The organism is Streptomyces sp. B93 (genome assembly GCF_018070565.1).
Lineage (GTDB): Bacteria > Actinomycetota > Actinomycetes > Streptomycetales > Streptomycetaceae > Streptomyces.
In genome coordinates this window covers 34,479-46,746 of sequence record NZ_JAGPXL010000022.1, presented here as the reverse complement: position 1 = coordinate 46,746, position 12,268 = coordinate 34,479, and the positions used below count along the sequence as shown (strand labels likewise).

General features: G+C 72.8%; 11 protein-coding genes. 8 read left to right on the top strand and 3 right to left on the bottom strand.

Going from position 1 to position 12,268, the window contains the following annotated elements:
• Positions 1-3: 3 nt before the first annotated feature.
• Together KBY47_RS21530 and KBY47_RS21525 are read left to right on the top strand one after the other, a co-directional pair.
• Positions 4-984: an ABC transporter ATP-binding protein gene (locus tag KBY47_RS21530; protein ID WP_210923103.1), complete on the top strand. Its 981-nt coding sequence runs from the start codon at positions 4-6 to the stop codon at positions 982-984.
• On the top strand, positions 977-2,017 hold the full coding sequence (locus KBY47_RS21525) for an ABC transporter ATP-binding protein (RefSeq protein ID WP_210923101.1): 1,041 nt from the start codon (positions 977-979) through the stop codon (positions 2,015-2,017). Before KBY47_RS21530 ends, KBY47_RS21525 begins: the two co-directional genes overlap by 8 nt.
• Before the next feature lie 218 nt (positions 2,018-2,235).
• Here KBY47_RS21525 and KBY47_RS21520 read toward each other — a convergent pair whose 3' ends face one another.
• Complete coding sequence (locus KBY47_RS21520; RefSeq protein ID WP_210923100.1) at positions 2,236-4,356, bottom strand: S9 family peptidase; 2,121 nt, start codon at positions 4,354-4,356, stop codon at positions 2,236-2,238.
• A gap of 200 nt (positions 4,357-4,556) precedes the next feature.
• Between KBY47_RS21520 and KBY47_RS21515 the strand changes: the two genes are divergently transcribed.
• The 4 genes from KBY47_RS21515 to KBY47_RS21500 all read left to right on the top strand — a co-directional run bounded on the left by KBY47_RS21515 (position 4,557) and on the right by KBY47_RS21500 (position 8,489).
• Complete coding sequence (locus tag KBY47_RS21515; RefSeq protein ID WP_003992731.1) at positions 4,557-4,751, top strand: hypothetical protein; 195 nt, start codon at positions 4,557-4,559, stop codon at positions 4,749-4,751.
• A 44-nt stretch (positions 4,752-4,795) separates the two neighbouring features.
• Positions 4,796-5,668, top strand: coding sequence for an N-acetyl-1-D-myo-inositol-2-amino-2-deoxy-alpha-D-glucopyranoside deacetylase (gene mshB / locus KBY47_RS21510; protein ID WP_210923097.1), 873 nt, complete (start codon positions 4,796-4,798; stop codon positions 5,666-5,668).
• Entirely contained in the window at positions 5,665-6,048 is a 384-nt protein-coding gene (locus KBY47_RS21505; RefSeq protein WP_210923096.1) for a DUF6113 family protein, read from the top strand. Before mshB ends, KBY47_RS21505 begins: the two co-directional genes overlap by 4 nt.
• Before the next feature lie 221 nt (positions 6,049-6,269).
• Positions 6,270-8,489 (top strand): hypothetical protein, encoded by a 2,220-nt coding sequence (locus tag KBY47_RS21500; RefSeq protein ID WP_210923094.1) that lies wholly within the window; start codon positions 6,270-6,272, stop codon positions 8,487-8,489.
• Between the two features lie 115 nt (positions 8,490-8,604).
• Here the strand turns inward: KBY47_RS21500 and KBY47_RS21495 are convergent, their stop codons facing one another.
• On the bottom strand, positions 8,605-9,456 hold the full coding sequence (locus KBY47_RS21495; RefSeq protein ID WP_210923091.1) for a transglutaminase-like domain-containing protein: 852 nt from the start codon (positions 9,454-9,456) through the stop codon (positions 8,605-8,607).
• Positions 9,457-9,492: 36 nt separating this feature from the next.
• Positions 9,493-10,506, bottom strand: coding sequence for a GNAT family N-acetyltransferase (locus tag KBY47_RS21490; RefSeq protein ID WP_210923090.1), 1,014 nt, complete (start codon positions 10,504-10,506; stop codon positions 9,493-9,495).
• A gap of 141 nt (positions 10,507-10,647) precedes the next feature.
• Here KBY47_RS21490 and fdxA point away from each other — a divergent pair, with 141 nt between their 5' ends.
• Positions 10,648-10,974: a ferredoxin gene (gene fdxA, locus KBY47_RS21485; protein WP_053665104.1), complete on the top strand. Its 327-nt coding sequence runs from the start codon at positions 10,648-10,650 to the stop codon at positions 10,972-10,974.
• A 148-nt stretch (positions 10,975-11,122) separates the two neighbouring features.
• Positions 11,123-12,220, top strand: a complete 1,098-nt coding sequence (locus tag KBY47_RS21480) for a bifunctional succinyldiaminopimelate transaminase/glutamate-prephenate aminotransferase (protein WP_210923088.1) — start codon at positions 11,123-11,125, stop codon at positions 12,218-12,220.
• The last annotated feature ends 48 nt before the right edge of the window (positions 12,221-12,268 follow it).

The window sequence follows — 12,268 nt, the reverse complement described above, 5'->3', positions numbered from 1 at the left end:
GCCATGCTGCTCGACGTACGCGACCTGCACGTGGAGTTCCACACCCGGGACGGGGTCGCCAAGGCCGTCAACGGCGTCAACTACCAGGTGGACGCGGGCGAGACGCTCGCCGTGCTCGGCGAGTCCGGCTCCGGCAAGTCGGTCACCGCCCAGGCCGTCATGGGCATCCTCGACATGCCGCCCGGCCGGATCACCGGCGGCGAGGTCCTCTTCCAGGGCCGGGACCTGTTGAAGCTGAAGGAGGAGGAGCGCAGGAAGGTCCGCGGCGCCGAGATGGCGATGATCTTCCAGGACGCGCTGTCCGCCCTCAACCCGGTGCTCTCGGTGGGCGACCAGCTCGGCGAGATGTTCACCGTGCACCGCGGGATGTCCCGGAAGGACGCGCGGGCCAGGGCCGTGGAGCTGATGGACCGGGTCCGCATCCCCGCCGCCAAGGAGCGCGTACGGCAGTACCCGCACCAGTTCTCCGGCGGTATGCGCCAGCGGATCATGATCGCGATGGCGCTCGCCCTGGAACCCAAGCTGATCATCGCCGACGAGCCCACCACCGCCCTCGACGTCACCGTCCAGGCCCAGGTCATGGAGCTGCTCGCGGAGTTGCAGCGCGAGTACCACATGGGACTCATCCTGATCACCCACGACCTCGGCGTGGTCGCCGACGTCGCGGACCGGATCGCCGTGATGTACGCGGGCCGCATCGTGGAGTCCGCGCCCGTCCACGACATCTACAAGGCCCCCGCCCACCCGTACACGCGCGGCCTGCTCGACTCCATCCCGCGCCTGGACCAGAAGGGCCAGGAGCTGTACGCCATCAAGGGCCTGCCGCCCAGCCTGCTGCGCATCCCGCCGGGCTGCGCCTTCCACCCGCGCTGCCCGCTGGCACGGGACGTCTGCACCACCGACGAGCCGCCCCTGTACGAGATCGAGGGCCGTCCGGACCGGGGCAGCGCCTGCCACTTCTGGAGGGAGTGCCTGCATGGCTGAGCCGATCCTGGAGGTCAGCGGGCTGGTCAAGCACTACCCGCTGACCCAGGGCATCCTCTTCAAGAAGCAGATCGGCGCCGTGAAGGCCGTGGACGGCGTCGACTTCACCCTCGACCGCGGCGAGACCCTCGGCATCGTCGGCGAGTCCGGCTGCGGCAAGTCCACGGTCGCGAAGATGCTGGTCAGCCTGGAGAAACCGACCGCCGGGACGATCAGGTACAAGGGCGAGGACATCACCCACCTCTCCGGCCGCGCGCTGAAGGCGGTACGCCGCAACATCCAGATGGTCTTCCAGGACCCGTACACCTCCCTCAACCCCCGGATGACCGTCGGCGACATCATCGGCGAGGCGTACGAGATCCACCCCGAGGCCGCCCCCAAGGGCGACCGGCGCACGAGGGTGCAGGACCTGCTGGACGTCGTCGGCCTCAACCCCGAGTACATCAACCGCTATCCGCACCAGTTCTCCGGCGGCCAGCGCCAGCGCATCGGCATCGCCCGGGGGCTGGCGCTGCGCCCCGAGATCATCGTCGCCGACGAGCCGGTGTCGGCGCTGGACGTGTCGGTGCAGGCGCAGGTCATCAACCTGATGGCGCGCCTCCAGGACGAGTTCGACCTGTCGTACGTCTTCATCGCCCACGACCTGTCGATCGTGCGGCACATCTCCGACCGGGTCGGGGTGATGTACCTCGGCCGGATCGTGGAGACCGGCTCGGACGCCGAGATCTACGACCACCCCACCCACCCGTACACCCAGGCGCTGCTCTCCGCGGTCCCGGTGCCCGACCCGGAGGCCCGGGAGCACCGGGAGCGGATCATCCTCGCCGGTGACGTGCCCTCCCCGACGAAGGTGCCCTCCGGCTGCCGCTTCCGCACCCGCTGCTGGAAGGCCCGCGAACGCTGTGTGGTGGAGGTCCCGGCGCTGGCGGTCCCGGAGGCGTTCCAGGGGGCGAGGGGCCCGGCCGTCCACGACTCGGCGTGCCACTTCGCGGAGGAGAAACAGGTGGTCCCGCCGGAGGCCGAGAACGAGTAACACGGAGGCAACTCCCGCGACCCGGTTCCGATATACGGACGCGGCACGCTGTGGAGCGTACGGCCGTGCGGGTGCCGTAAACGGGCCGGGATGCGCCATGTCATCCCGGCCCGTTGCCCCTTTTTGCGCCTGAACCGGCGCCGCCTTCGCGGACCTCGCCGGTGTTTCGTCGTGGTTCCTCAATTGATGGTTGCGGTGCTCCGTGGAATGTCCTTGGCTCAGCTCAGATTCAGGGCGCGCCGTAGGAAGTCCACCTGGAGCAGCAGCAGGTTCTCCGCGACCTGTTCCTGGGGGGTCATGTGGGTGACGCCGGACAGCGGCAGCACCTCGTGCGGGCGGCCCGCGGCCAGCAGGGCGGAGGAGAGCCGCAGGGAGTGCGCGACGACCACGTTGTCGTCGACCATGCCGTGCACGATCAGCATCGGCCGGTGCGGCTCGGCCGCGTCGACCAGGCCCTCGTCGTCGATCATCGAGTTGCGCCGGTAGACCTCGGGCTGCTCGTCCGGGTGTCCCAGATAGCGCTCCTGGTAGTGGGTGTCGTACAGCCGTACGTCCGTGACCGGGGCGCCGACCACCGCCGCGTGGAAGACGTCGGGGCGCCGCAGCACCGCGAGCCCCGCCAGATAGCCGCCGAAGGACCAGCCGCGAACGGCGACCCGGTCGAGGTCGAGCGGGAAGTCGGCGGCGAGGGCCCGGAGCGCGTCGATCTGGTCCTCGAGCACGACCGCCGCGACCTCGTCCCTGATCGCCTTCTCCCAGGCGGGGGAGCGCCCGGGGGTGCCCCGGCCGTCCGCCACGACCACCGCGAAGCCCTGGTCGGCGAACCACTGTGAGGTGAGGTGCGCGTTGTGCGCCGCGACCACCCGCTGGCCGTGCGGCCCGCCGTACGGGTCGAGGAGCACGGGGAGCGCGGTGTCACCGGCGTAGTCCCGAGGCATAAGCACGGCGCATGGGATCTGCCGTGCGCCCCCCAAGGTGAGCGTGATGCGCGGGGACAGACCAGGATCTTCCGCGTACGAGGGGACAGTCGCCACCTGCTTGCCGTCCCGCAGCACCCGCACCAGCGCCCCCGGCCGGTCGAGCGCCGCCGAGACCAGCACGGTCACGTCCCCGGAGCGCACCGCCGTGTGCACACCGGGCTCCTGGGAGACACGTTCCCAGCCGAGTTCGTTGACCCGGTACACATGGACCTCGCCGATCTCCGCGGCCGTGGCCTCCGCCCCGGCGGACGCCGAGACCAGCACGTCGTCGTCGGAGACGTCGAGCACCGCCCGCAGGTGCAACTGCGGCCCGGTCAGCGGGCGTTCACCGACCGCGAGTACCCGAGCGCCTCCCTCGTCCGCGATCCGCACCAGCTGCCCGGACGGGGTCCAGCACGGCACCCCGGGGAAAAGATCAAGCCAAATCGGATCTTCGTCGGCATGCACCATCCGGGTCGCGCCCGTGTCCGGGTCCACCGCCAGGTACAGCTGGCTGCGCTGGTCGCGCGCCTGTACGAGCAGCAGTGGAGCACCCGCCGCTGACCAGTGCACTCGAGCCAGGTACGGATAGCGCGCCCGGTCCCAGACCACCTCCGTGCGCGAGCCGTCCAGGCCGATCACCAGCAGCCGGACCTCCGCGTTGGCCGTCCCGGCGGCCGGGTAGGGGACGTGTTGTGGGTCACGCTCCGGCCGGGCGGGGTCGGAGATCCACCACCGCCTCACCGGCGTGTCGTCCACGCGCGCCACCAGGAGCCGGTCGGACTCCGGCGACCACCAGAACCCACGCGAACGCGCCATTTCCTCGGCCGCGATGAACTCGGCCAGACCGTAGGAAACCCCCTCCGACTCCGGCTCGGCGAGCGCCCGGTCGTCCGCGCCCTCCGCGCCGACCACCCGCAACGCGCCCCGCGCGACATAGGCGACATGCCGTCCGTCGGGCGACGGACGCGGATCGACCACCGGCTGCGCGGTGGGCAGCTGACGTGCCGTACCGGCCCGCAGCTCGGCCGTGAAAAGCCGCCCTGACAAGGCGAAAGACGCCAGCTCCACGGCCGTGTCGGTGGCGTAGCCGACGATGCCCGCGCCGCCCTCACGGCTGCGCTCGCGCCGCGCCCGCTCCTCCGGCGGCAGGTCCTCCTCGGCGCCGCCGAGCAGGGCGCGCGGGTCGGCCGCCACCCGTTCCGAGCCGTCCGCCAGGTCGAGAACCCACAGCACACCGGCCCGGTCGGTACCGGAGCGGGAGCGCACGAACACGACACGGGAACCGTCGGGAGCCACCGTGAACGAACGCGGCGCGCCGAGCGTGAAGCGCTGGCTGCGGGCGTGCCGTCGGGGGAAGGAATCAGGCGCCATCGTCATGCCCTGACCATATTGGCCATGCGCCCCCTTGTGCGGCCGTGCGCCGATCGATGCGCACGTACGGATAGTTATGATCACTAGCGCTGCGTGGGTATCAACCTGCTGGCTGCTGTATGGATTTACCCGTTCCCTCGCACTGTTCCCAGACCTGTTCCTCGACCGTTTCCCCCACGTTCCCGGGTTCTTGGAGGTGAGCCGCCGTGGCACTCTCGATTTCGGCGGTGGTGCTGCTGGCGATCATCGTCTTCCTGCTGATCAAGAAGTCAGGCCTGAAGGCGGGGCACGCCATCGTCTGCATGCTCCTCGGCTTCTACCTCGCGTCCTCGACCGTCGCTCCCACGATCAGCGAGCTGACGACGAACATCGCGGGGATGATCGGCAGCATCAAGTTCTGAGAGGACCGCGCGGCAGTGTCGGCGGCGCCTCGTAGGGTGGGTGCATGACGGTACTGCCCGCGCGTCGTCTGCTGCTGGTGCACGCGCACCCGGACGACGAGTCGATCAACAACGGCGCGACCATGGCCAGGTACGCGGCCGAGGGTGCCCATGTGACCCTGGTCACCTGCACCCTCGGTGAGCATGGCGAGGTGATCCCGCCCGGGCTCGCCCACCTCACCGGCGCCGCCCTAGGCGAGCACCGGCTCGGCGAGCTGGCCGCCGCCATGCGCGCGCTCGGCGTGGAGGACTTCCGTCAGCTCGGCGGCCCCGGCCGCTACCAGGACTCCGGGATGATGGGCCTGCCCGACAACGACGACCCCGACTGCCTCTGGCAGGCCGACCTCGACGAGGCCGCCGCCCAGCTGGTCGAGATCATCCGCGAGGTCCGCCCCCAGGTCCTGGTCACCTACGACCCGCACGGCGGCTACGGCCACCCCGACCACATCAAGGCCCACCGCATCGCCATGCGCGCCGCCGAGCTGGCCGCCGAGGCGGGCTGCCCCATCGCCAAGATCTACTGGAACCGCGTACCGCGCGGCGCCGCCGAGGAGGCATTCGCCCGCCTCGCCGACGCCCTGCCCGGCCTGCCCTTCACCAAGAGCGCCACCCTCGACGACGTACCCGGCGTCGTCCTCGACGAGCGCGTCACCACCACCGTCGACGGCACCGCGTACGCCACCGCCAAGGCAGCCGCGATGCGGGCGCACGCCACCCAGATCGAGGTCGCCGGGCCGTACTTCGCGCTCTCCAACGAACTGGCCCAGCCGATCTTCACCACCGAGTACTACGAGCTGGTGAGCGGCGAGCCGGGCGCGACGGACGAACGCGACCTCTTCGCCGGGCTGGCCCCCGGGGAACCGGAGGGGTCGGCATGAGCGACCGCGGATCGCTGCTCGCCCAGCCCCTGCACCGGCCCTCCGCCCTGCGGATCGCCCTCTACCTGGGACTCTTCCTGCTCGGCGCGGTCGTCGGCTGCGCCGGGGCGCTGGTGCAGGACGGCTGGTTCCCCGGCGGGCTGCTGCTCGCGCTCGCCGGTGCGGCCGGACTGTTCGTCGGCGGCGCCCGCGCGCTCGGCGGCCGGGGCGGGGCGATCGCACCCGCCGCGGGCTGGATGGTCGCCGTGGTACTGCTCACCGCCAGCCGTCCGGAGGGCGACTTCCTGTTCGCCGCGGGAGCCGGTTCGTACCTCTTCCTCCTCGGCGGCATGGGTGTGGCTGTGATGTGCGCCACCTTGGTGACGGGCCGGCAACCGTAGGTCCGGGTCGTCCGACTTGGCATTGACGTACCAGTTCGCCGTCCCGCACTCGTGCGAGTCCGGTGTGGGTTTCCACGGCGGTCATGGGATAAGCGCCAGAAGTGGCCAGTATGGTGGTCCCGCCGCCGAGCCTCCCCCAGGCTCTCTGGTCCCCTCCAGCGGAGGGGGGCCCTAGCAGAGCGAGGTCGCAGCGGGCGGCGAGCCAACCGGGAGAACCTGCCTTGAGTCGTGAAACTGACAGTCCGTCCTCCGGGCCCAACGGGCGCGGCGGAGCCGCCTACCCGTCGGGGACGCCGCCCTACGGCACGCCCACGGGCGGCAACGCGGACGCGGGCCGTACGGCCGCACAGCCTGAGGACCGCAAGACCGAGACCACGCTGACGACCCGGATCCGGATCAACATCCCCGGATCGCGGCCGATTCCGCCGGTCGTCGTGCGCAAGCCCGTCGGTGAGACCGAGGACACGGGCGCGACCGAGGGCGGGACGCCGACGCCGTCCGGTGGGGTGCCCGCCGCCGCGCTGGGCGGTGCCGAGCGCTCCGTGGAGCCCGCGGGGGCCGCCGCGTCCGGCGGAACGGGCGCGATGGGCGCGGCCGGTGGCAGCGGTGGTCCCGGCGGTGCCGGTGGCCCGGGTGGCGGCGAGAAGACCAGCGACTGGTTCGCGCCGCGCAAGTCCCAGGCGCCCAAGGCCGGTCAGGGCGGCTCCACCGCCAACGGCGCGTCCGCCTCCGGCGCTTCCCCCGCTCCGGGCACGCCGGGTGCGGGTGCGGGTGTCCCGGCCGGGCCTCGGCCGGGTGCCGGGCGTCCCGGTGGCTCCGGCGGCTCCATGAACATGCAGGGCGGCGGCACGAACGGCGCCGGGCTCCCGGGCGCCACCGGCGGCCCCGTGGCGCCCGGCCACGGCGGCGGGACCGGCTCCTTCGACGTCACCGAGGCGCTGACGGCCGGTCAGCGCGGCCCCGAGCCGCGCCGCGACGACCTGCCGTACTTCTCCGACGACGACCCGAGCAGCCAGACCGGCCAGCACGCCCAGGACCCCTACGGCGGCTTCGGCGGCCCCGGCGCGGCCCAGCACCCCAGCGGCCCGACCGGCGGCCCGGTCACCGGCGACGGCCCCCGGCTGCCCGCCGTCGGCGGCCCTGGAGCGGCTCCCGGCCGCCCCGGCGGCCCGGCCGGGCCCAACGCTCCGGGCGGCCCCGGAACGGCGGGCGGCGGGCCGCGTACGGCCCCTGGCGCCCCCGGCCACGGCCCCGGCGGCGGACTGAGCGACGACACCGCGATCCTCACCCCGCAGAAGCCCGCCCCCGAACCCCCCGGCGGCCTCTACGGCAACACCGCGGACAACGTCTCCGGCCACACCGTCACCAGCGGCATCCCCGTCGTCCCCCCCGCCGACCGCGGCACCCCGCCGTTCGGCACCCCCGCGCACGCGGACGCGCCCCGGCCGCAGCAGCAGCCGAAGCCGCCCGCGCCCGCCGCCGCGGCCCCCCGCAAGAAGAAGGGCCGCAACAAGCTGGTACTGCTCGGCGGCGGCCTGATCGCCGTCGCCGGTGTCGCCTACGGCGCCGGGCTGCTGATGAACCACTCCGACGTGCCCAAGGGCACCACCGTGCTCGGCGTCGACATCGGCGGCGGCACCCGCGACGAGGCCGTCAAGAAGCTCGGCGACGCCCTCGGCGACCGGATCAACAGCCCGCTGAAGCTGTCCGTGGACGGCGAGGCCGTCGCGCTCAAGCCGGACCAGGCGGGCCTCCAGTTCGACGCCACGGCCACGGTCGCGGCGGCCGCCGAGAGCGACTACAACCCGGTCTCCGTCATCGGCTCCCTGTTCGGCAACCAGCGCGTCGTCGAACCGGTCATGCCCGTCGACGAGGAGAAGCTGAACGCCGCCCTGGAGAGGGCCGCCGGCGGCGCCGGGTCGGTGACCGAGGGCACCATCAGGTTCGAGTCCGGCAAGGCGGTCCCGGTCTACGGCAAGGCGGGCAAGGGCATCGCCGTGGGCCCGGCGGCCAGTGCCGTCGAGGCGGCCTACCGTACCCAGGTCGAGACCGGCACGGCCGCCACCGTCCAGGTGCCGACCACCGCCAAGCAGCCGACCGTCGACAAGGCCGAGGTCGACCGGATGATGAAGGAGTTCGCCGAACCGGCGATGTCCGACAACGTCACCGTCCAGACCGACCCGGCCCACTCGATCGCCTTCAGCCCCGAGAACTCCCTGTGGAAGTTCCTCGGCGTCAAGGCCGTCGACGGCAAGCTCGTCGAGAGCTACGACAAGGCCGCCCTCCAGGAGCTGTACGGCAGCACCTTCGACGACGTCCGCATCACCCGCGCCACCGGCCAGAAGACCGCGGTCACCGTCGAGGACGTCATCGGCGCCCTCCGCCTGGCCCTGAAGAGCACCACCGACCGCACGGCCGTCATAGAGACGGACCCGAACTAGGAACGCCGGTGACCCCCGCGCCCCTTCGGGGGCGCGGGGAACTGCGCGACCAGCCACGAACCACCCGCACCCGGCACACAACAGCCACCCCAACGGCGAAGCCCGCCGCACCCGTCTAGTTCAGCTTGGCCCGCGCCACGCGGGCCTGCCGCCGTACCTGCTCCGCCGCCGCCTCGTCCACCCCCGCCACCAGCTCCGCGTACGCCTCCAGCTCGGCCGCCCCGGCGAGGAACTCCCCGCGCTGCACCAGCAGCTGCGCCCGCTCGTAGCGCAGCCGCGCCGGATGCGACGGCAGCAGCAGCGACAGGTCCACCGCCCACAGCGACACGTCCGACCGCTCGGGACGGGCCGCGGACCACGCCCGTACGTTGTTCAGCACCCTCAGCACCACGTCCAGCGGATCGGCGGGCGTCAGCATGCCCGGGTCGAGCGGCACCCCCGCCGCCCCCGCCACCAGCAGCTCCGCGTCGGACCCGGTGAGCACCCGCCCCCCGTCGAAGGGATCGGCGAGCACCTGCTCCCCGGCCGCCCCGAACCCGACGACGAAGTGTCCCGGCAACGCCACGCCGTACACCTGCGCCCCCGCCCGCCGGGCCACCTCCAGCCACACCACCGACAGCAGGATCGGCAGCCCGCGCCGCCGCCGCAGCACCTCGTGCAGCAGGGACGACTCAAGCCGCTGGTAGTCGCCGGGGGAGCCGCGGAAGCCGAGCCGCTCGCCCAGGAGGTCACGCAGCGCCACCGCCCAGGCGTGCGGCCCGCCCGGCCGGAACGGCAGCCGCCCCGCCAGCTCGTCCAGCTCCATCTGCGCGGCGTCGATGCCCGCCTCGTCCAGCGCGCCGTCCGCCACGGCGCCCAGCAGCAGGCACAGCGCCGACAGGTCCGGCAGCTCGGACCGTGCCTCCGCGGCGAACCGCCGCCGCAGTTCGGCGGAGCGCTCGGGAGGCGGCGGGAAGGGGGGACGCATGAGTCAGGTTGCCCTTCGACGGAAGCGGGACGTGGATCAGCGGGCGGCCGGGGCGGGGTCCGGCTCCCGGTAGTGGTGGTACGCGTGGTGCGCCGTGAACCCCATCCGGGCGTACAGCTCCCGCGCCCCCGCGTTGTCCGTCTCCACCTGGAGCCACCCGGCGGAGGCGCCCTCGTCGAGCGCCTGCCGCGCCAGTACGGCCATCACGGTCGTCGCAAGCCCCCGGCGCCGCTGCTCCGGGGCGACCTCGACGGCGGCGAACCCGGCCCACCGCCCGTCCACCACCAGCCGCCCGATCGCGTCCGGCACACCCTGCGCACCGGGCACCGCCGCGAACCACACGGACGGCCCCCCGCCGAGCACCCGCAGCGCCACGTCGCTCACGCCCTTGCGCTGGTAGCGCGCCAGCCAGGCCGCGTCGGCGGTCCGCGACAGCACCACCCCGCACGGATCGGCCCGCAGGTCCGCGACCGGCGCCAGCGCCCCGGCCCACAGCTCGGCGGTCACCTCCCGCACCCACCCGCGCCGCTCCAGCTCCCCGCACAGCAGCTCCTGGGTGCCCTCGGCACCGGTGGCGGTCTGCACATAGGCGGGCAGCCCCCGAGCGCCGTACCAGCGCCGTACGGCGGTCAGCGCCTCGTCCAACGGCAGCCCGGGGTCGCCCAGCGGCAGCACCGAGTTGGCCCGCCGGGTGAAGCCCGAGGCCGCGCGCAGCTCCCAGTCACCGAGCCGCTCGCTCTCCACCGGCCGCCAGGCCCGCGCGGAGACCCGCGCCAGCTCCTCGTAGGAGGCCGCAGGCCCCCGGCGCCGGGCGGGCGCGGCGGGTACCACCTTGCCCGCGACCAGCGACGACTCGGGAATCCGCACGGACTCACCGTCCCGCCGTGTGATCACCAGCACACCCTCGTCCCATGATGTGAGAACACCCACCGTGTCGGTGAATTTCCCCGCGGTGACCGACGCGCCGGTCAACCGTCGTACCGAGACGCGTTTGCCCACGTCAGCAGCGGTGATACGGACCTCAAGACGCCCAACGGCCGACATTTCCACAGGCCAGTTCACCCCTCCTGTTCGGATCATGCCCAGGAACGGAGATACTAGGGGCGGGCATCGACGACGCCGCGCTCCCGCGCGCCAGGCGGCGGAGCCTGAGGAGGCCCGCCAGCGCCCGTATCGAGGAGGAACGACAGCGTGACCTACGTCATCGCGCAGCCTTGTGTCGACGTCAAGGACAAGGCGTGCATCGAGGAGTGCCCGGTCGACTGCATCTACGAGGGCCAGCGGTCCTTGTACATCCACCCGGACGAATGCGTCGACTGCGGTGCCTGTGAGCCGGTCTGCCCGGTCGAGGCGATCTTCTACGAGGACGACACTCCGGAGGAGTGGAAGGACTACTACAAGGCCAACGTCGAGTTCTTCGACGAGCTGGGCTCGCCCGGCGGCGCCAGCAAGCTCGGGCTGATCGAGCGGGACCACCCCTTCATCGCCGCGCTGCCGCCGCAGGCCTCGGGCGAGTAACACCGAGGGCGTGCAGCGAAGAACGCCCTGAGCGGCCCGCACACCGCGCCGCCTCGGTCCCGTACGGCCCGATGACCCCGGTCATCACCGGCGCCGTACGGGACCGAGGCGTTTTCCGAGTGCCGTACGAGAAAGTGAGCCAGCCCCCGTGTCCTCCGTCTCCGACCGCCTCCCGGCCTTCCCCTGGGACAAGCTCGCGCCCTACAAGAAGACGGCCGCCGCGCACCCGGACGGCATCGTCGACCTGTCCGTGGGCACCCCGGTCGACCCGGTCCCCGACCTGATCCAGAAGGCTCTGGTCGCCGCCGCCGACTCGCCGGGCTACCCGACCGTCTGGGGCACGCCGGAGCTGCGCGACGCGATCACCGGCTGGCTGGGCCGCCGTCTCGGCGCCCGCGACCTCACCCACCACCACGTGCTGCCGGTCGTCGGCTCCAAGGAACTCGTCGCCTGGCTCCCCACCCAGCTGGGCCTCGGCCCCGGCGACAAGGTCGCCTACCCGCGCCTCGCCTACCCGACGTACGAGGTCGGCGCCCGGCTGGCCCGCGCCGACCACGAGTCCTACGACGACCCGACCGACCTGGACCCGGCGAACCTCAAGCTGCTCTGGCTCAACTCGCCGTCCAACCCGACGGGCAGGGTCCTCCCCAAGGAGGAGCTGACGAGGATCGTCGCCTGGGCGCGCGCCCACGGCGTCCTGGTCGTCTCCGACGAGTGCTACCTGGAACTGGGCTGGGAGGCCGACCCCGTCTCCGTCCTCCACCCCGACGTCAACGGCGGCTCCCACGACGGCATCGTCGCCGTCCACTCCCTCTCCAAGCGCTCCAACCTGGCCGGCTACCGCGCCGCGTTCATCGCCGGGGACCCCGCGGTCCTCGGTCCGCTGCTGGAGATCCGCAAGCACGGCGGCATGATGACCTCCGCCCCCACCCAGGCGGCGGTCGTGGCGGCCCTCGGCGACGACGACCACGTCCACGCCCAGCGCGCCCGCTACGCGGCCCGCCGCAGCGCCCTCCGCGACGCCCTGCTGTCCCACGGCTTCCACATCGAACACAGCGAGGCCAGCCTCTACCTCTGGGCCACCCGCCACGAGTCCTGCTGGAACACGGTCGCCCACCTCGCCGACCTCGGCATCCTGGCGGCCCCGGGCGACTTCTACGGTCCAGCGGGCGCCCATTTCGTACGCGTGGCCTTCACGGCGACGGACGAACGGGTGGCGGCGGCGGTAGCCCGCCTCGGGGGGTAATCCCGTTCGCCTGGCTGTGGGCAGTCGTTCCGCAGGGCGGAACGGGTG

What these genes read in the sequence shown, in the direction of transcription:
- KBY47_RS21520 (WP_210923100.1), bottom strand. Translation starts at nt 4,356, where the DNA reads ATGACGATGGCGCCTGATTCCTTCCCCCGACGGCACGCCCGCAGCCAG.
- KBY47_RS21530 (WP_210923103.1), top strand. Translation starts at nt 4, where the DNA reads ATGCTGCTCGACGTACGCGACCTGCACGTGGAGTTCCACACCCGGGAC.
- mshB (WP_210923097.1), top strand. Translation starts at nt 4,796, where the DNA reads ATGACGGTACTGCCCGCGCGTCGTCTGCTGCTGGTGCACGCGCACCCG.
- KBY47_RS21495 (WP_210923091.1), bottom strand. Translation starts at nt 9,456, where the DNA reads ATGCGTCCCCCCTTCCCGCCGCCTCCCGAGCGCTCCGCCGAACTGCGG.
- KBY47_RS21525 (WP_210923101.1), top strand. Translation starts at nt 977, where the DNA reads ATGGCTGAGCCGATCCTGGAGGTCAGCGGGCTGGTCAAGCACTACCCG.
- KBY47_RS21505 (WP_210923096.1), top strand. Translation starts at nt 5,665, where the DNA reads ATGAGCGACCGCGGATCGCTGCTCGCCCAGCCCCTGCACCGGCCCTCC.